The organism is Alphaproteobacteria bacterium (assembly GCA_033344895.1).
Taxonomy (GTDB): Bacteria; Pseudomonadota; Alphaproteobacteria; order UBA8366; family Aestuariispiraceae; genus Pacificispira.
In genome coordinates this window covers 2,117,365-2,136,598 of sequence record JAWPMN010000001.1, presented here as the reverse complement: position 1 = coordinate 2,136,598, position 19,234 = coordinate 2,117,365, and the positions used below count along the sequence as shown (strand labels likewise).

At 60.1% G+C, this 19,234-nt stretch carries 17 protein-coding genes; 4 read left to right on the top strand and 13 right to left on the bottom strand.

The genetic code is table 11. The annotated features are described in order from the left end of the window. Nucleotides 1–23 precede the first annotated feature (23 nt). From R8L07_10465 to R8L07_10415, 11 genes are all read right to left on the bottom strand, one after another. Nucleotides 24–2,297 (bottom strand): hypothetical protein, encoded by a 2,274-nt coding sequence (locus R8L07_10465; GenBank protein ID MDW3205951.1) that lies wholly within the window; start codon nucleotides 2,295–2,297, stop codon nucleotides 24–26. Next, a complete protein-coding gene (locus R8L07_10460) occupies nucleotides 2,294–3,394 on the bottom strand; it encodes a hypothetical protein (protein MDW3205950.1) in 1,101 nt (366 codons plus the stop codon). Before R8L07_10460 ends, R8L07_10465 begins: the two co-directional genes overlap by 4 nt. Nucleotides 3,395–3,612: 218 nt before the next feature. Further along, nucleotides 3,613–4,440: a 3-keto-5-aminohexanoate cleavage protein gene (locus tag R8L07_10455; protein ID MDW3205949.1), complete on the bottom strand. Its 828-nt coding sequence runs from the start codon at nucleotides 4,438–4,440 to the stop codon at nucleotides 3,613–3,615. A gap of 42 nt (nucleotides 4,441–4,482) precedes the next feature. Further along, nucleotides 4,483–5,073 carry a protocatechuate 3,4-dioxygenase subunit alpha gene (pcaG, locus tag R8L07_10450; protein ID MDW3205948.1) on the bottom strand — a complete coding sequence of 197 codons (591 nt, stop codon included), beginning with the start codon at nucleotides 5,071–5,073 and terminating at the stop codon, nucleotides 4,483–4,485. Between the two features lie 3 nt (nucleotides 5,074–5,076). Then, on the bottom strand, nucleotides 5,077–5,778 hold the full coding sequence (gene pcaH, locus R8L07_10445; GenBank protein ID MDW3205947.1) for a protocatechuate 3,4-dioxygenase subunit beta: 702 nt from the start codon (nucleotides 5,776–5,778) through the stop codon (nucleotides 5,077–5,079). Between the two features lies 1 nt (nucleotide 5,779). Next, on the bottom strand, nucleotides 5,780–6,184 hold the full coding sequence (pcaC, locus tag R8L07_10440; GenBank protein ID MDW3205946.1) for a 4-carboxymuconolactone decarboxylase: 405 nt from the start codon (nucleotides 6,182–6,184) through the stop codon (nucleotides 5,780–5,782). Between the two features lie 227 nt (nucleotides 6,185–6,411). After that, nucleotides 6,412–7,170 (bottom strand): ABC transporter ATP-binding protein, encoded by a 759-nt coding sequence (locus tag R8L07_10435; GenBank protein ID MDW3205945.1) that lies wholly within the window; start codon nucleotides 7,168–7,170, stop codon nucleotides 6,412–6,414. A gap of 8 nt (nucleotides 7,171–7,178) precedes the next feature. Then, nucleotides 7,179–7,934, bottom strand: coding sequence for an ABC transporter ATP-binding protein (locus R8L07_10430; GenBank protein ID MDW3205944.1), 756 nt, complete (start codon nucleotides 7,932–7,934; stop codon nucleotides 7,179–7,181). 2 nt (nucleotides 7,935–7,936) lie between these two features. Then, nucleotides 7,937–9,106, bottom strand: a complete 1,170-nt coding sequence (locus R8L07_10425) for a branched-chain amino acid ABC transporter permease (protein ID MDW3205943.1) — start codon at nucleotides 9,104–9,106, stop codon at nucleotides 7,937–7,939. A 5-nt stretch (nucleotides 9,107–9,111) separates the two neighbouring features. Continuing rightward, nucleotides 9,112–10,149: a branched-chain amino acid ABC transporter permease gene (locus tag R8L07_10420; GenBank protein ID MDW3205942.1), complete on the bottom strand. Its 1,038-nt coding sequence runs from the start codon at nucleotides 10,147–10,149 to the stop codon at nucleotides 9,112–9,114. 145 nt (nucleotides 10,150–10,294) lie between these two features. Next, nucleotides 10,295–11,641, bottom strand: coding sequence for a substrate-binding protein (locus R8L07_10415; protein ID MDW3205941.1), 1,347 nt, complete (start codon nucleotides 11,639–11,641; stop codon nucleotides 10,295–10,297). A 289-nt stretch (nucleotides 11,642–11,930) separates the two neighbouring features. On the opposite strand from R8L07_10415, the gene R8L07_10410 reads away from it, so the two are divergent. The 4 genes from R8L07_10410 (at nucleotide 11,931) to R8L07_10395 (ending at nucleotide 17,074) form a co-directional block, all read left to right on the top strand. Next, nucleotides 11,931–13,601: a short-chain fatty acyl-CoA regulator family protein gene (locus tag R8L07_10410; GenBank protein ID MDW3205940.1), complete on the top strand. Its 1,671-nt coding sequence runs from the start codon at nucleotides 11,931–11,933 to the stop codon at nucleotides 13,599–13,601. Between the two features lie 99 nt (nucleotides 13,602–13,700). Continuing rightward, nucleotides 13,701–14,069: a response regulator gene (locus R8L07_10405; protein ID MDW3205939.1), complete on the top strand. Its 369-nt coding sequence runs from the start codon at nucleotides 13,701–13,703 to the stop codon at nucleotides 14,067–14,069. Beyond that, nucleotides 14,066–14,335: a hypothetical protein gene (locus R8L07_10400; protein MDW3205938.1), complete on the top strand. Its 270-nt coding sequence runs from the start codon at nucleotides 14,066–14,068 to the stop codon at nucleotides 14,333–14,335. Before R8L07_10405 ends, R8L07_10400 begins: the two co-directional genes overlap by 4 nt. 21 nt (nucleotides 14,336–14,356) lie before the next feature. After that, complete coding sequence (locus R8L07_10395) at nucleotides 14,357–17,074, top strand: ATP-binding protein (protein MDW3205937.1); 2,718 nt, start codon at nucleotides 14,357–14,359, stop codon at nucleotides 17,072–17,074. Between the two features lie 32 nt (nucleotides 17,075–17,106). Here the strand turns inward: R8L07_10395 and R8L07_10390 are convergent, their stop codons facing one another. After that, nucleotides 17,107–17,583 (bottom strand): YbaK/EbsC family protein, encoded by a 477-nt coding sequence (locus tag R8L07_10390; protein MDW3205936.1) that lies wholly within the window; start codon nucleotides 17,581–17,583, stop codon nucleotides 17,107–17,109. Then, a complete protein-coding gene (locus R8L07_10385) occupies nucleotides 17,580–19,172 on the bottom strand; it encodes a choline dehydrogenase (protein MDW3205935.1) in 1,593 nt (530 codons plus the stop codon). Before R8L07_10385 ends, R8L07_10390 begins: the two co-directional genes overlap by 4 nt. Between the last annotated feature and the right edge of the window lie 62 nt (nucleotides 19,173–19,234).

Here is a 19,234-nt window from a genome sequence, read left to right as displayed (position 1 = left end):
TCCTAGATACTAGGTTCATCAGGTTAACTTGCCGAATACCTTAGCTCAACAACCTCGCCTGGTAGCCATTTGCAATCTTGGCTGAATCGAAAAACAAGCTTACCTGCCTCAGCTTGTATACCGTCTACAAACTCCACATCAACGGCGAGTCCTCCATCACGCGGCGCATAAATAACTCTAGCCAGTAAATCAGAACTAAAAAGAAGCGCCCGACCAGAATCAAATGAAAATCGATAAACATCCACTTCATTCACAGTCCCCATATAATACCCTGATGATATACTAGTTTTTCTTTCTATACTTATTCTAGATGGCAAATCATCCCGCCTGGAGAACCAGGTTTGCATCCAATGTGGATCATCCCAATCACGCACGAGTAAAATTGGGCGCTTGCCCACCGAAAGCATTGATTGAGCTGCCGAATCCATGACCTTTAGAAACTCTAATTCGCTCTCTATCTCAATGATTTGTCGAGAGAGTCTAGAGAAACTGCCCCATACACACCGGCACGCATATTCAGCCATTGCCTCACTTGTAAACTCCCAGATATTCGATGGCCCATCGGCCATTGGCGGCTCGGTAAGCAATCCTTTTTCGATTCCACCGATCGAGTGCTCCCGCTCAATGTATTTGCCAGGCACCATGGAAATCTCATAATCACTAAAAAGGTCGATTCCAGATAGTTTCATTGTAAGCGCTTGATGAACTCGCTCCCGCACAGCTTCAATCTTTGCGATAGAAACGGCTCGACTCTTCAGGCGTTCCCGTCTCTGCGCATCGATTGACTGTGATATTTCATCGACTATGTATTGAAGTCGATTAGACGCCTCTTCCAATCGCAAATCTGGATTCAGAGCCAATGCACCCCGGCCAAGGTATTCCAAACGCGTGGACCTCAAGGCGGAGCTAAACTGTTTTAAATCGTACAACACGTTCCGCAGAGAAAGGTCGCCGTCAGGGAACAACTCTTCCCGTGCCGTAACTTCAGTTATAGAATTGACTGTGTCGGAGTCGCCATGAGTAGCAAGCTGACCAAGCATGCAGGATAGCCAAGGGAGCATTAAGTCTGTACGCTCGCTGCGAGTCGATGGGGTGTAGACCCTCCCCGGAATGACCCTTCTTTCAGTCATAGAATCAAGAGAAGCTACGAGTTCATCCAACCAATTGCCATATCCAGAATTTTTAAATCTAGGGCCGGACGCATAGATACGAAAAACTTGGTGAAAAAATGGACGGAACCCCAATTCGCGAGGTTCACGAAAATCGTCCTCATCATCGACTGATCTATTCAATAAGCGATGAACCGTCCTAACAGCGATGTCTGATTCCTGCTTGCGCTCCAGATACCATCCTAAAAACACACCAGAAGCTACGGTTATCGTATCTGCTAAGGCATTACGCAAAATTTCCGAAAATACACCTGACGGGGTAGGAGGTGGCAGGTACTGGTAGCGTGACAGGGGTCCCAACCTATCCAACGCATCACCCCATTCCAGATCAAGAATTTCTGGCGTCAAAAGGGTCGTAATCAAGAGATGTTCAGTATCAAATTTATACTCAAAACTGCCGAACCAACGGAGCAGTGTTTCACAGAAGTAATCCACCCCTACTTCATCTTCATTCCAAACCGCAACCGCCAATAAATATGCCGTATTTTTCATATGCCGATTCAAAAATGGCCAACTTAATGAATACCCCTCCCAAATATCAGACTCAGGAACATCTTTAGTTCGCCACTTGTACATCAAAGAAACATTTTGTCCTACACTTTCCCATGAACCAACCAAGTTTTCGAGAACATCTTTATAGGCTTTTTCGTCTGAAATGACGCCACGATGGAGCAGTTTTTCTTCAGAATAGCGCGAAATATGGTAATCTCTTCGTTCCGTGACCCAACGTTCAAGTTGAAGAACAAGGATATTTACGAGATCAAGAAGTTTAACAATCACCTCTGGCGCTCGGTGGCGGGCATCCTGTGGCAGCAACCGATTTGGCACGTGTACCAAATGAACAATGAAGTCATTCTCCCGTCCGATGAACTGGGCGGCGCGCTCAAAGAGACGTCTATACTCTTGAATCCACTCTGCATGCAGAGAGCTCCAATAGCCGATCTGGGCAAAGCTCATCGCCGCCCCTGTCTCGTCTCGCGTTTCGTAGGCGTCGATTAGGAAACGGTGGAAATCTATAAGTTCGTCCAACGCGCTTCTAAAACTGGTTACAGCCAAGCGATCCATTTGGGAGAGCGCTTTGTCGACCAGTTCTTCAAGCATGTCGGACGGTGTGGGTTGTCCTTTCATGGGTAAGCACGCCCGAACCGAAAACTAAGTCGGATCACGAATTTCTCGACTTCGCTAAGAGAAGCGCCTCCATTGCGCCTACAGATAACCCCACCTTCGGGTAACGAGCGGTCTAATTCCGGGCAAAAAATGAGAGTGGGCCCAAGCATGGAATGACGCTCATCCACAACTATCGCGCCAGTGCGCTTCAACCACCTGCGAACCGCCCAACCAAGCGGCCTCGTCCAAACGTCTATGAGTTTCTTCCTTCCAAGATTTGGAGATGCGACTTCCACCACCCCCCATTCTCCAGCAATTGGACTAAACATTAGTGTCGGCTCTGTACCGCCCGGAGGCTCCTTCGCAATGCCGCCTTCTAAGGATGTGCTAAGGTTCAAGTACAGTGCTGTAGACAGTCTTTCTCTCAGATCATTAGGTATCGATACCGAAGCTGCAAATCGACGACGCAAATACGCACGTTCTACAGGCCTCATAAAACGGAGGCTTGTCAGAAGAAAATGCCATAGCGCGGCGAAATTCAGTATCAACCAAAAAAGATGTATTGAAGTCAAAACAATCTTAAATAAATCGGATGGCGTTCCGTATCCAAGCATGTGAATACTGAACTGTGCGGGCCAAAGGAGTTGCGTGGAGAGGACCATTACTAATGCAATACCACTGGCTCCGATACGATATGTTAGCGTCTCACTGTAATAAACTTGAACATCCGAGACGGTGCTTGAGGCGTCTTCACGCTGAACGATCAAGGTAACAAGCCCCACTGCTATCGGAAACAAAAGACCGATCATTACGGCCTGTGCACCAAGAAAATATCCCGTTACGTCTTTCAGAAGTGAAGAGATAGTACTATCGTAGCTCCACGCCGGAATTCGGATCCCCCACCAATCTGAAATTAAAACTTCCAAAACAACAATAATTGACACAATACCGACGTAAGGAATCAAAAATCCAAACAAACTACGCTCGCCGTAAAGGAGCTTCAGTACACGCGTCCATAATGGATATCGTGACGATCTAAGCGCCCAATTCTTTCGCTGATGTTCCGCAATCTCCCCTTCTACCCTGTCACGCAAGCTGCCGAGGACTATTCTTCTCATCTCGCGCCACACAACCGTTCCAATCTGGCAGCGTAAACTCTATTGAGGTGCTACCCCCTGATTAACTGTGCCTTAATGCAACCTGCCTACGACAGCCCAAAGTTCCGAAAAAATTTGGATTGCAACAAAGGATATACTATCTCCTGGATCGAGGGTAGACGTCATTCGAAGAATCTTCTGCTAGATTCAACATTCTCATGTTGTAGCTTTAGCCGCCACTAAAGCCCCAAAATTCCCCGCGCTTCCGCGACGCTCGCCGGGTGGCGGTCGTACTTGCCGCAGAGATCCGCGACGCGGGCGACGAGTTCGGCGTTGCTGGCGGCGAGGCGGTCCTTGTCGAATTTGATGTTGTCTTCCAGGCCGGTGCGGCAATGGCCGCCGAGTTCCAGGGCCCAGTGGTTCATCTGGAGCTGGTGGCGGCCGATGGCGGCGGCGGTCCAGGTGGCGTCGGGCATCAGCTCGCGCAGTTCCTTCAATTCGAATTCCAGCACCTCGCGGCGGACCGGCAGGGCGTTTTTCAGGCCGGAGACGAACTGGACATGGGCCGGGGCCTCGATCTCGCCGCGGTCGACCATGTCCTTTGCGGCATAGAGCATGGCGAGGTCGAAGATCTCGATCTCCGGCTTCACGCCGTTCTGCTTCATCGCGGCGGCCAGGTCGCGGACCAAATCGGGGTGGTTCTCATAGACCATGGACGGGAAATTGACCGAGCCGGTGGCGAGCGAGGCCATGTCCGGCTTCAGATGGATCATGCTGCCGCGCGAGGACGGGTCGCGACCGCGCCCGCCGGTCGAGAACTGCACGATCATGCCGGGGCAGTGTTTGCGCACGCCCTTCAGATAGGCGTCGAACTTCGCCGGGTCGGAGGAGACGGACTGGTCCTCCTCATTGCGCATATGGACATGGACCAGGGTGGCGCCGGCCTCGAAGGCCTCCTGGGTGGATTCGATCTGCTCCGCGACCGAGATCGGCACGGCGGGATTGTCCTCCTTCTTCGGGACGGAGCCGGTGATGGCGACGGTGATGATGCACGGCGTGCTGCTCATGGGGCGGTTCCTCGAAGTGTTGGGCGATTTTGCATGCGGGGGTCAGACGTCGAAGAAGACGGTTTCCGCCGCGCCCTGCAGGTGAATGTCGAAACGGTAGACCACGCCGCGATCGGTCTCGTGGCGCGTCGCGATCAGGGTGCCGCGCCGCGGCTCTGGCACGGCGGCCAGGACCGGGTCGGCCTCATTGGCCGCCGCCTCGTCCGCGAAATAGATCCGCGTATAGGCATGGGACAGAAGCCCGCGCGCGAAGACGATGACGTTGATATGCGGCGCCTGACCGTCCTCGGCCGCGCCCGGCTTGACGGTCTCGAAGATGAAGCGCCTTTCCCGGTCGGTGCCGGTGCCGCAGCGCGCGAAGCCGGTGAAGGCACTGTTGGCGGCCGTGTCGGTGCCGGGATAGCGGCCCTGGGCATCGGCCTGCCAGATCTCGATCATGGCGTCGTCGACCGGATCGCCGTTGCCGTCCAGCACCCGGCCCTCGACCAGGATGCGCGGGCCGCCGGCGCTGTCCAGCCCGCCGACCGTGGGATGGGCGATGCTCTTCAGCGGATAGCCGTATTGTTCCGGCGTCAGGCCATAGGCGAAATACGGGCCGACGGTCTGGGAAGGGGTCTGTCCTCCGGATGTCATGGCTCAGCCCTCCATCGGTGTCGCCGCGCCGCCGCGCAGGACGATGTCGAAGCGGTAGCCCAGGGCATAGGCCTCCTGGGTCACCTCGATGTCGAAATCGGCGACCAGGCGGTCGCGCACCGGTTCCGGCGTCGCCTTGAAGATCGGATCGAGGTCGAGCAGCGGATCGCCGGGGAAATACATCTGCGTCACCAGGCGCGTGGCGAAGCTGGGCCCGAACAGCGACAGGTGGATGTGGTTCGGACGCCAGGCGTTGAAATGATTGGGCCAGGGATAGGCGCCCGGCTTCACGGTCAGGAAGCGGTAGACGCCGTCGGCATCGGTGGCGCAGCGCCCGGCCCCCAGGAAATTCGGATCCAACGGCGCGTCATGCTGATCGCGGCTGTGGACATAGCGGCCGGCGGCATTGGCCTGCCAGACCTCGACCAGCGTGTTCGGCACGGCACGGCCGTTCTCGTCCGTGACGCGGCCGGTCACGATGATGCGCTCGCCCTGCGGCTCACCGTTGACGCGGCCGTTGCGGGTCAGGTCGGCATCGTCGCCGAAGACGAAATCCTTGCCGAAACGCGGGCCGGACAATTCGCCGATCCCCGCCGGCAGGGTAACCAGCGGCTGGGTCGGGCCGCGCAGGCCGGTCGACTTGTAGCCGGCATCTCGATAGGCGGGATGGCTGGCCCAGTCGCGCGGGCTCAAGGTGTCGGACATGTTACGCACTCTCCTCCTCTGCCATGGCCGCGAGCTCCCGCTTGACGATCTTAATCGCCCGGTTGGCGGCGGGAACCCCGGCATAGACGGCGACATGCATCATCACCTCGCGCAGATCCTCCGGGGTCGCCCCGGTATTGCGCGTGGCGCGGACATGCATCGCCACCTCCTCGTCGTGACCCAGCGCGGCCAGCAGCGCCAGGGTGACGATGCTGCGTTCGCGCCGGGTGAAATGATCGCCGGCCCAGACGGTGCCCCAGGCGCCTTCGGTGATGAAGGACTGGAAGGGCGCGTCGAAATCGGTCTTCGCCGCCTCGGCCCGGTCGACATGGGCGTCGCCCAGAACGGAGCGCCGCACCGTCATGCCGGTCTCGTGTCGCGCGGATGGTTTCTGTTTTTCAGCCATGCCCCAGAATATCTCAGCCCGGGTCCGACGCTCAAACCGTTCCCGCGCTCAACACCTGTTCCCGGCCACAGAACACCGATATCCGAACACATTGTTCGTAATTCGAACCATTGCCGCCCGGGCGATGGCAAAAAGAAACCCGGGACGGATATCCGTCCCGGGTCGCCAGCAAGTTTGTGAGGCGACGGCGGTTCGCGACCGCCGCACCACAGGCACATCTTCCGCGATCAGATCGCGAGGTATTCCTGACGCAGTTCGGCATTGTCCAGGACGTCCTGGGCCGTCCCGTCGAACACCACCTGGCCCATGTCCAGAATGATCGCCCGGTCCGCCAGATGCAGCGCGGCGATGGCATTCTGTTCGACGATGATCGTCGTCATGCCGTGGCTCTTGATCTCCTCCAGCGTGCGTTCGATCTCCTGCACGATGACCGGGGCGAGGCCTTCATACGGCTCGTCCAGCAGCAGCAGCTTGACGTCCCGGGCCAGCGCGCGGGCGACGGCCAGCATTTGCTGCTCCCCGCCGGACAGGGTCACGCCTTCCTGGTTGCGGCGTTCCCCGAGGCGCGGAAACAGATCGTACAGACGTTCGATCGACCAGCCGCGCGGCTCCGCGATCTGGGCCAGCTGCAGGTTCTCCTGCACCGTCAGCCCCTGAATGATCCGCCGGTCTTCCGGCACCATGCCGATCCCGACCCGGGCAGCCTGATAGGCGCGCATCTCATGCAGCGGCTGATGATCGAGCCAGATTTCACCCTGGCGCAGTTCCGGATCATCGACCCGGGCGATGGCCCGCAGCGTCGAGGTCTTGCCGGCGCCGTTGCGGCCCAGCAGGGCCAGGATCTCGCCCTCGCGGACATCGAAGCTGACACCCTGCACGATGTAGCTTTCGCCGTAATAGGCATGCAGGTCCCAGCACGAGAAATAGGCGTGGTTGCCGCCCTGACCGCGCACACCCTGAACGCCGGGGGCGGTGGGTTTTTCCATCGTGTCGCTCATAGATGCGCCCCTCCGAGATAGGCTTCCTGGACTTTCGGATTGCCCTTGATGTTCGCGGGCACGTCCTCAGCGATGACCGTCCCCTGGGCCAGCACCGAAATCCGGTCGGCCAGGGAGAACACGACATGCATGTCATGCTCGATCACGATCTTGGTGATGCCACGTTCGCCGATCCGCTTCAGCAGATCGATGGTCGCGTTGGTGTCGGCGCGGCTCATCCCCGCCGTCGGCTCGTCGAGCAGCAGCAGCACCGGATCCTGGACCAGGCACATCGCCAGTTCCAGCCGCCGCTTGTCGCCGCGCGACATGCTTGACGCGATCTTGTTGCGTTGCTCCGCCAGGCCGACATCCTCCAGAATGTGCAGCGCCTTGTCCCGGATTTCGCCTTCCCGGTCCACATCGCGGAACGGGTTGAGGCGGAACGCCCCGTCGCGGCGGGCGAAGGCCGGGATCATGACGTTTTCCAGCAGCGACAGATCGGTGAAGATCTCCGGCGTCTGGAACACCCGGACCACGCCGGTCTGGTTGATCTCGTGCGGTTTCAGGCCCAGCAGCGATTTGCCGTTGAACATCACCGACCCGGTATCCGGATCCAGCCGTCCGACGAAGCAGTTCAGCAGCGTCGACTTGCCGGCCCCGTTCGGACCGATGATCGCGTGAACGGAGCCTTCCTCCACATCCAGGTTGACGTTGTTCAGCGCCTTGAGACCGCCGAAGTTCTTGTTGACGTCTCTGACTTCCAAGATGCCCATGGTTATTCTCCCGGCGCCGGCGAGGAATGACGCCCGCCTTCGGTTTCTTTCTTCGGCGCAACACCGGTCCGGCGCGCGATCAGCTTGCCGATCCTTGACAGACCTTCCGTCACACCGCCCGGCAGGAAGATGACGATCAGCATGAACAGGATGCCCAGGCTGAGGTGCCAGCCTTCACCGACGAACAGCGACGTCACCGACACGACCGGCTCAATCAGGCCGTCCGGCAGGAAGCTGAAGATGTTCGCCAGCGTCTGATCGTTGAACGCCGAGAAGATGTTCTCGAAGTATTTGATCAGGCCGGCCCCGATGATCGGGCCGATGATCGTGCCGACACCGCCCAGGATGGTCATCAGGACGACCTCCCCGGAGGCGGTCCACTGCATGCGCTCCGCCCCTGCCAGCGGGTCGATGACGCACATCAGCGCCCCGGCCAAACCGGCATACATGCCCGAAATGACGAAGGCCGCCAGCGTGTAGGGCCGTGTGTTGACCCCGGTATAGTTCAGGCGGTTCTGGTTGGTCTTCACCGCCTTCAGCATCATGCCGAAGGGCGAGCGGAAGATCCGCATGGCAATGAACACCGTGATGATCAGCAGAATGGCGCAGAAGTAGAAGCCGGGCATGCCCTGCATCTGGAACCCGAAGATATGCGAGATCAGCGGCCCCGTGGTCTCCACCGTCTTGTCGTCGAAGATGCGCGGATCTTCGTTCAGGACGCGCAGACCGGTCTCCCCGTTGGTGATCGGGGTCAGCACCGAATAGGCGAGGTTGTAGCACATCTGGGCGAAGGCCAGCGTCAGGATGGAGAAGTAGATCCCCGAACGGCGCAGGCTGATGAACCCGATGACCAGGGCGAACAGCCCGGCCGCGATGACCGACGCGATCAGCGCCGGGATCGGGTTCATGCCCAGAAGCTTGAACGTCCAGACCGCGGTATAGGATCCGACACCCAGGAAGGCGGCGTGTCCGAAGGACAGGTAACCGGTCAGCCCGAACAGGATGTTGAAACCGGTCGCGAAGATCCCGAAGATCGCGAAACGCTGCATCAGGTCGGGATAGTTCGCGCCGAAGGGGGCGAGCCACAGCGGCATGGTGAACACCGCGACGGCGAAGAGTGCGATCAGGACCAGATCGCCCTTTTCCGAAGATTGCGAAATGAATTTCATCATTGGCCTTACTCCATCACACCCTTGCGTCCCATCAGGCCGCGCGGACGAACCAGCAGCACGATGATGGCGACAAGGTAAATGATGATCTGGTCGAGGCCGACGATGCCGACCTTGGACAGGACATCCCGGACGGCGGTCATCGACGCGAAGGACTGAAGCACGCCCAGCAGGAAGCCGGCCGCAACGGCGCCGGGCAGACTGCCCATGCCGCCGACGACGACCACGACGAAGGACAACACCAGGAAGTCCATCCCGATATGGTAGTCAGGCGGCAGGATCGGGGTGTACATGACCCCGGCCAGACCGGCGACCACCGCCGCGATCCCGAAGACGATCGTGAAACGCCTGTCGATGTTGATGCCCAGCAGTCCGACTGTCTCCCGGTCGGCCATGCCGGCCCGGACGACCATCCCGAATGTCGTAAATTGCAGGAATGCGAAGACCCCCGCGATCACGACGCCGGAGAACAGCAGATAGACGATGCGCCACCACGGATAGACCAGGGCACCCGGATCACCGAACAGCGCGCCGATATCGGCCGCGCCCTGAACGATGGACGGGGCGTCCTGTTGGATCGGGTTGGCGCCGTACATCGCCTTGACGATTTCCTGCAGCACGATGGCAAGGCCGAAGGTCACCAGAATCTGTTCCGCGTGCGGGCGCTTGTAGAAGAAGCGCACCAGTCCGCGTTCCATGATGATGCCGACCATCAGCATGAATGGAATGGCGATCAGGATCGAAAGCGGCACGGAATAGTCGATGATGGTCAGGCCGAAATCGCCAAACCATTCCTGTGCAAAGGGTGTCCTGATCTCAAGCGGTGTGCCCCAGGCCGTCGTTTCGGTCTCGGAGAGCACAACCTTTTCAAGGGTCAGGGCCTGATTGATGGTAACGGCGCAGAACGCGCCCAGCATGAAAAGTGCGCCATGCGCGAAGTTCACGACGCCCAGCGTCCCGAAAATCAGCGTCAGACCCAGCGCGATCAGCGCATAGGCCGCCCCTTTGTCGAGGCCGTTGAGCACCTGTAGGAGTATCGCGTCCATGGCGACAGCCCTCCCCTAGTAGCGACGATTGTTCTCAAACAAATTCGCGGTCACCGTGTTTCCCCCGGAACCCCGCGACCCGGGTCGGCGACCGTCCCGATGGATCGGAACGGTCGCCTTGCCGGAATGCTCTGGGATCGATCCCTTAGCCCGCGTTGCAGGCCCCGAGATCGCCCTTGAACTCATCCCCGTTCGGGTCGTAGGTGACCTTCTCGGCCGGGACTTCCTGAACGACTTCCAGAAGGTCGAACTGGGAGGTCGGGTTTTCGTTACCCTTCACGACCAGAACCTTCTTGAAGCACTGGTGGTCGTCGGCGCGGTACAGCGTCGGGCCGTTGCCCATGCCGTCGAACTCGAAGCCTTCCAGGGCCTCGACGATGGCGCAGGGGTTGAACGAGCCGGCACGCTGGGCGGCATCGGCGTAGAGCAGCGCCTGCACGTAGCAGGTATGCGCGGCCTGTGACGGCGGGAAGCCGTACTTCGCACCGAAGGACTTCACGAAGGCCTGCGAGCCTTCATCCTGCAGCGACCAGTGCCAGTTGGTGGACCCGAAGATGCCCTTCACGTTTTCACCGGCACCCTGGGCCATCAGGCGGGAATACAGCGGAACGACGATTTCGAAGTTCTTGCCGTTGACCTGCTTGTCGCGCAGACCGAACTGCACGGCCTGGGTCAGCGAGTTGACCATATCCTTGCCGTAGTGGTTCAGGATCAGCACGTCCGCACCGGAGTTCAGAACCGGCGTGATGTACTGCGAGAAGTCACCGGCACCCAGCGGCGTGCGGACGGCATTGACCGTCTCCCAGCCGATGGCTTCGGAATACTTCTTGATCGATCCTTCCTGCGACCAGCCCCAGGTGTAGTCGGCGGTCAGGTGGTAGGCCTTACGGTCGTTGCCGTAATTGGCTTCCATCACCGGGCCCAGCGCGGCGCCGGACATTTCGGTGTTGAAGAAGTGGCGGAAGCCGTTGCGACGACGGTCCTTACCGGTCGTGTCATTGGAGTGCGTCAGGCCGGCCATGAAGATGACCCCCGCTTCCTGACACAGCGACTGCACGGCGATCGCCACACCGGAGGACGAACCGCCGGTAATCATGATGGCGCCGTCTTTTTCGATCATGCGCTTGGCCGAGGCGCGCGCCGCGTCCGATTTGGTCTGGGTGTCACCGGTGGTGAACTCGACCTTCTTGCCCAGGACGCCGTTCCCTTTCAGCTCCTTGGACGTGAAGGTGTTCAGCATACCGCCGTCGCCTTCACCGTTCAGGTGCTCGACCGCGAGCTGATACGCGCGCAGTTCGTCCGCGCCCTCATCGGCATAGGCACCGGTCTGCGGCACGTTGAAACCGAAAGTAACGGAACTGCCTTTCGGCTCGTTCACATACGCACTGGCACCCTTGGTGAAGAAATAGGGAGAGGCGAATGCCGCCGCACCCATGGCTGCCGTCCCTTTAAGTAGGGTCCGGCGGTCAATCTTGGACTTGAAGCCACCCATGTTCGTTTCCTCCTAGATATCGTGTCTCGTTCGCTTTCCCGCCCCCCGTTGGAGCTGCCGTGAGCGGGCGAGTCCGAGAGCGGCTGCACCCTCGGCCGCCCCTCAAATGGGACGCGCAACCGGGGCGCAGAGGCATTTGTAAATTAACTTTGTAAAAAATTCAATAACTCATTGACATGTAACGATTTTTCTGTAAAAATTAAACATCAAACAAAACATTTCCTGTCAATTTTTTACGCTGCACCGCACAAAAGCGAAATTTTCGAACGGGTTACGGATCACGCGCGCAATGAACGAAAAGGCCGAAAATCATCCCCAACCTGCCGCCGCGGCCCGACCGCCTCGCCGCCAGACCGGAAGGGGCGCAGAAATTTCCCGCCCCGGCGGCCAGGCCGCGATTGGCCTGAAGATCCGCGACCGACGCACGAAACTCGGCATGACTCAGACCGAACTCGCGGAACGTCTTGGCATCTCCGCCTCCTATCTGAACCTGATCGAACGGAACAAGAGAAACATCGCCTCGCGCCTGATGCCTGGACTGGCGCAACTGCTGAAAGTCGATGTGGAATGGCTCGACGGGGAATCCGAACGTCGCCTGGCGCAGGAGCTGCGCGAACTGGCTGGAGACCCGGTTCTGCGCAACTTCAATCTCGACGCCACCGCCTCCGATCTGGTGGCCCGATCCCCGGAATGGGCCCAGGCCATCGTCGCCCTGTACCGGGCCTATATGAACAGAAGTCAGACCGTCGCCGCCCTGTCCGACAGGCTCAATCAGGACCCCTATCTGGGCGATGCGGTGCACACCATGCTGACCAAGATCACCGCCATCCGCTCCGCGGCGGAGATCCTGGAAACCGTGCCGGACCTGAATGAGCCGGAACGGTCACGATTCCAGTCGGTATTGTTCAAGGAAAGCACCAACCTGTCCGGCATCGCCGAAGGCATCGCACAGTTTTTCGATACAGCCGATACCGACACCGCCGCCATGACCCCGGCGGAGGAAGTCGACGACTTCATCGTGGCCTGCGACAATTACATTGCCGAGCTGGAAGACGCCGCCACCGCGTTAAGCGGGGAAGTCGACCCTTTCGGCCCACCGTCGGATTCGAGGCTGATCGACTATCTAGACCGGCGCCTCGGCGTGACCGTGCGCTTCGTGCGCGAAGCCGGTATGGATCTGGAGAAGCTGTGGAACCAAGTTCACTACGACGCGGAAGCTCGTGTCTTCAGCATTCTGGAGAGTGCGGCCGGATCCACCTGCCGGTTCCAGCTCGCCCGACTGGTCTGCAGGCTGCGGCTTGGGGACACGATCCGGGGGCTGGCGAAGCTATCGCCGCTGCTGCGCAGCGCGGAATCCCGTGAAAGGGCCGCCGGCGCCATGGCTTCCTACGCCGCCGCCTGCCTGCTGATGCCCTATGACGCGTTCAGGACAGCGGCGGAAGACGCGCGCTACGACGTTGAGTTCCTGGCCCGAAAGTTTGGCGCCAGCTTCGAACAGGTCTGCCACCGGCTGGTTTCACTGAAGCGTCCGGGATCGGAGGGCGTGCCTTTCGCCTTCATGCGAACGGATCCGGCAGGTTTCGTCACCAAACGCATGCCACTGTCCCGACTGCCATTGCCGCGATACGGCAACGCTTGTCCGCTCTGGGCCGTCTACAATGCATTCCAGACTCCCGGTGCGATCTGTCGGCAAATCGCCGAGTTTCCCAACGGCGAACGTTTCCTGTTCGTCGCCCGGGCGCAAGGAAAGGTGCAGTACCGTTTCAACGCGCCTCGGCACCTGGTCAGCGTGATGATCGCCTGCGACGCGCTCTATGCGGACCGGACCATCTATGCCGACGGCCTCGACCTGACGGCGTCCGGACTGACGGTCCCGGTCGGGCCGAGCTGTCGCTTGTGCGCGCGGCGCGCCTGCATCTACCGAGAGGAGGCCCCGATCCAGGATGCTGCGGCGATGTAACGCCATTGAGCCCATTGCGTCGAGAAAGACCCAGGGGTACGGTCGCTTCAATAAGTCGAGAAAAATCGACACGCGATGAATGTCTGGGAGGGAACGGCCGTGCCGACGCGGGTTCTGATCGCGGAGGACGAACCGAACATCGTCGAGTCGCTGAGCTTCATCCTGAGCCGATCGGGCTGTGATGTGGCCTCCGCACCTGATGGGGAATCGGCACTGAACAGCATCCGCGGCGATCGCCCCGACGTGGTGATCCTGGATGTCATGCTGCCGAAGATGAACGGTTTCGAAGTCCTGAAAACAGTTCGGTCCGACGCCGAACTCAAATCGATTCCAATAATCATCCTGACCGCGAAGGGGCAGAGTCAGGACCGGCGCATGGCCGAAGAAATCGGCGCCGACGCCTTCGTCACCAAGCCCTTCTCAAACCAGCATATCATCGACACGGTACGGGAGCTGGCCGGCGGATGAGGCGAAGCGTTCGATCTGCCTCCACCATTCGAAAGGCGCGCGATATCGCCGTCGTTATTCCGGTTGTCTGTACCTTCCTGATTATGCCGCCCCTGATTCACATCGCATCCGGGGCCGGCAGCATTTTCGGCATTCCCGCCGTCGTGGTCTACCTGTTCGGAATCTGGATCGCCGCGGTCGCCCTGACCGCCTGGAACTCCCGACGTCTCGACACGCCGGATCACGAAGACGCCTTCCGCATCGACGGCAAGGACCTGCCGCCCTGACGGCGGCCCCGGACCCGCGCGATGCTTTCCGCCAATCTCGTCTTCGCCGTTTCACTGGGCTATGTCGCCCTGCTGTTCTTTGTCGCCTATCTGGGTGACAAGCGCGCCCGCGCCGGTCAACTGGGCCTGTTTCAGTCGCCGATCATCTACACCTTGTCGATTTCCGTCTACTGCACGTCGTGGACCTTCTACGGGGCGGTCGGGTCGGCCGTGCGCAGCGGCATGGAATTCATCACGATCTATACCGGGCCGACCATTGTCTTCATCGGCTTCTGGTTCCTGCTTCGCAAGCTCGTGCGGATCGGCCGGGTGCACCGGATCACCTCGATCGCGGACCTGATCTCGTCGCGATACGGCAAGGGCGAAAGCCTCGCCGTGCTGGTTACCCTGATCGCCATCGTCGGCTCGACCCCCTACATCGCGCTGCAGCTCAAGGCCGTGACGACCAGTTTCCAGGTCATCAGCGGCGGCGGTTTCGCCAATCCGGATCAACCTGTCTTTGCCGATCCGGATTACACGATGGCGTTCTGGATCGCCGCCGGCATGGCGGTTTTCACCATCGTGTTCGGTACCCGAAACATCGACGCGAACGAGCGCCACCACGGCGTCGTGGCCGCCATCGCCCTGGAGGCGCTGGTGAAGCTCTTCGCCCTGATCGCGGTCGGATTGTTCGTCGTCTTCTATCTGGCGGACGGTCCGTCCGAAATCTTCTCGCTGGCGCCGCCGGGGCTGCTGAACACCGAGGAAGTGTTCGGCCCGCGCTGGATCACGCTGACCTTCCTGGCGGCCACGGCGGTCATCTGCCTGCCGCGTCAGTTCCAGGTAACCGTGGTGGAAAATGCGGATGAGCGGCATCTCTACACCGCATCCTGGATGTTCCCGCTGTATCTGCTGCTGATCAGCCTCTTTGTCCTGCCCATTGCGATTGGCGGCCTGACCTTCCTGCCGGAGACCGCAAATCCGGACATGTTCGTCCTGACATTGCCCATGGCAATGAACCAGGATCTTCTGGCACTGATCGCCTTTCTGGGCGGTTTCTCCTCCGCCACCTCGATGGTCATCGTCGCCTGCATCGCATTGTCGACCATGGTGTCGAACCACGTCGTCATGCCGCTGGCGTTGCGCCTGCCCTGGGTGGAGATGAAGGCGAGCGGCGATGTGCGGCGGCTTCTGCTGATCAGTCGGCGCACCAGCATCTGTCTGGTCCTGCTGCTGGGCTTTGTCTACTTCCGTCTCAGCGCGAAATCCGACGCCCTGGCGGCGATCGGCCTGATCGCCTTTGTCGGGGTCGCCCAGTTCCTGCCCAGCATCATCGGCGGGCTGTACTGGCGACAGGCCTCCGCCAAGGGAGCCTTTGCAGGGCTGCTGGCCGGGTTCCTGATCTGGCTCTACACGCTGTTCCTGCCCAGTTTCCAGGGCGAGTTCCTGCTGCCGCTTTCCGTGATCGAGAACGGGCCCTGGGGTTTGAGCTACCTGCGTCCGGAATCATTGTTCGGCATGGACGGCATGGATTCTCTGGTCCACGCCCTGTTCTGGAGCCTGTGCCTGAACACGCTGATTTTCGTCATTGTCTCGCTGATCTTCGACCCGAAACCACTGGAACGGCTGCAGGGGGCATTGTTCATCGATGTCTTCCGCACCCCGGCGGACAATGAGGCACGCTTCATCCGCCGTTACGCCGCCAGCAACGACCTTTTCGTCGTCGCCCAGCGCATTCTGGGCACGGAGTCCGCCTATCGGGTGTTCAGCGAGTTCGCCCAGAACCAGGGGGTGCCGGGCCACCTGCCGCGTGCCGATGACGAGTTCATCGGCCATCTGGAACGCGAACTGGCGGGCAGCGTCGGGGCTGCGACCGCCCGTGCGATGATCCTGCAGGTGGTCAAGGGCGAGACGATCAGCCTGGACGAACTGATGAAGATCGTCGACGAGACCCAGCAGGTGATCGACTACAGCCGCCAGTTGGAGGTCAAATCCCACCAGCTGCAGCAGACGGCGCGGCAATTGCGCGACGCGAATGAACGGTTGAAGCAACTTGACGTTCAGAAGGATGACTTCCTGAGTCAGGTCAGTCATGAGTTGCGCACGCCGATGACTTCAATCCGCTCCTTCGCACAGATCCTTCTGGATACGCCCGATATGGACGAGAAGGAAACCAAACGCTTCACCGGGATCATCCTGGAGGAAAGCCAGCGCCTGACGCGGCTTCTGGATGAAATTCTGGACTTGGCCCGGCTGGAGGGAGAGCAGGCGACCTGGGAGTTGCAACGCATCAATGCGTCCGAGACGCTGGAGCGCGCGATCGCCACGTGCCAGGGGTTGGCGTCGCAGACGAATGTAGAGTTGGCGTTCCAGGACGACGCCCGCGGCGCAATCATCGAGGCAGACGACGATCGGCTGCGACAGGTCTATCTCAACCTGATCACCAACGCGATCAAGTACAATACTGCGGAGACCCCGGTCGTTACCGTCCGCAGCGCCATCGAGGGAAACCGCTACTGCCTTTATGTCGAAGACAACGGGGGCGGGATCCTTCCGCAGGACCGGGAACGAATCTTCCAGAAATTCTCTCGCGGCTGGCGCCAGTCCAAGGACGGACGCTCGGGCACCGGGCTTGGCCTCGCCATCAGCTGGCAGATCATGCAGCGGTTGCGCGGCAATCTGGAACTGCTGGCGGAACGGCCAAGCGGCGGCGCACAGTTCAAGGTAACCTTGCCGCTTCAGGACCGGGCTTCAGACTAGACCAGGATCGGCGCAGGCTGTCCGTTCCGGACCTAACGCTTTGCCAGATCGGCGTATTCCCCGCCGGTCAGGCGCGCCAAATCGTCCGGTGTCAGCCGAAAGACCGCGTTCGGCGCACCGGCAGCCGCCCAGATTTCGGAATAGGCCTTCAGATCCTCATCCAGATAGATCCGCATTGCCGTCGCATGCCCGACCGGCGACACCCCGCCAATCGCATAGCCGGTGACCTCCCGGACGAAATCGGCGTCCGGACGGCGTATCTTCTCGCCGACGAGGTCCTTCAGTTTCTTCTCATCCACGCGGTTGATACCGCTGGCGATGACCATGATCGCGTCGCCGCTGCCCTTGCCCTGGAAGACCAGGGATTTCGCGATCTGTGCAACCTCGCAGCCGATCGCGGCCGCGGCCTGATCCGAGGTGGCGGTGCTGGTCTCGAATTCCAGGACCTCGAACGCGTCGCCCAGAACCGCCTGAACCCGCATGGCCGTCTTGCCGGTCGCCCGTTTCATGCCTGTTTCCCCCGGATCATGTCCGATGCCTTTTCTGCAATCATGATTGTCGGTGCGTTCGTATTGCCGCTGATCAGCCGCGGCATGATGGAGGCATCGACAACGCGCAGACCATCGACCCCGCGCACCCTCAGTTCCGGATCGACGACAGAAGCCGCGTCACCGCCCATTCGGCAGGTGCAGGTCGGGTGGTACAGGGTCGCCCCGGTCGCCCGGGCATAATCCAGAAGCGCCGCATCGTCGTCGCAATCCGGACCGGGCGTCAGTTCTGAATCGATGTAGGGGGACAGCACTTCCGTTTTCGCCAGCGCGCGCGCCAGACGCATCCCTGCAACATGGATTTCCCCGTCCAGTGGATCGGCGAGGAAGTTCGGCTGAATTTCCGGTGCCGCATCCGGGTCCGGCGACACGGCATGCACATGCCCCCTGCTTTCCGGGCGCAACTGGCAGGGCCCGATGGTCAGCCCGGGAAACTTGTGGAACTGGCGCTTCTTGGCATCGGCAAAGGTCGCATGCGCGATGTGATACTGAATATCCGGCTCATCGAGGTCCGGCCGACTTTTGGCGAAGCCGACCACGATTCCGGCCGGCATGGTCAACGCCCCCCGGTTCCGAAGCAGGTATTTGAACAGTTCGCCCATCAGCGGCAGGCCGCGCGTCAGCCGGTTCAGACTTTCGGCATTCTTCAGACGCCAGGTCAGGCGCGATACGTAATGGTCCTGCAGGTTCTCCCCGACCGCCGGCAGATCGTGCACGAGGGGAATTCCAAGGGACTGCAGAACCTTTCCGCTGCCGACGCCGGAGAGCTCCAGCAGTTGCGGGGACTGGACCCCTCCCGCGCTCAGGATCACCTCTCTGCGGGCATGGATGGTCCGGTCCTGGCCATTTTTCCGATAGGTCAGTCCGCGTGCCCGTTTCCCGTCGAACAGCACCCGGCGCGCCATAGCCCGGGTCTCGACGGTCAGATTGGCTCGATTCCGCGCGGGGTCCAGATAGGCCTTCTTGACGCTCCAGCGCCGCCCGTTCTTCTGGGTCACCTGAAAATAGGAAAAGCCGGCCTGCTGTTCCGCATTGTAGTCATGGTTCGTGGCATACCCCAACTCGCCCCCGGCATCGATGACGCGGTCCAGGATCGGATAGCGTTCGGTTGGGTAGGTGACATTCAGGGGTCCGCCGGTACCGTGCCAATGATCCGGCCCCTGCTCGCGATGCTCCGCCCGTTTGAAATACGGCAGGACGTCGTCAAAGCTCCACCCGGTGCACCCCGATTGAGCCCAAGTGTCGTAGTCGCGCGCCTGCCCCCGCACATAAAGCATGGCGTTGATCGCACTGGACCCGCCCAGCACCTTTCCGCGCGGTACCGGCAGCGGCCGGTTGCCCGTCGCGGCATGCGGCGCCGTCTCGAACAGCCAATTGATCGCCGGGTTCACCATGGTCCGGATGTAACCCGCCGGCATGTGAATCCAGGGATTGCTGTCCTCCCCCCCGGCCTCGACCAGGCACACGGTAGAGCGGCCGTCCTCGGTCAGGCGGTTTGCCAGCACGCAACCGGCGGAACCACCGCCCACGATGACATAGTCGAACTCCATCTCCCCGGACCCTCACTATTTTTGTTGCCGCAGCTTGAAGTGCGTCCGTTGAAATGTCGAGA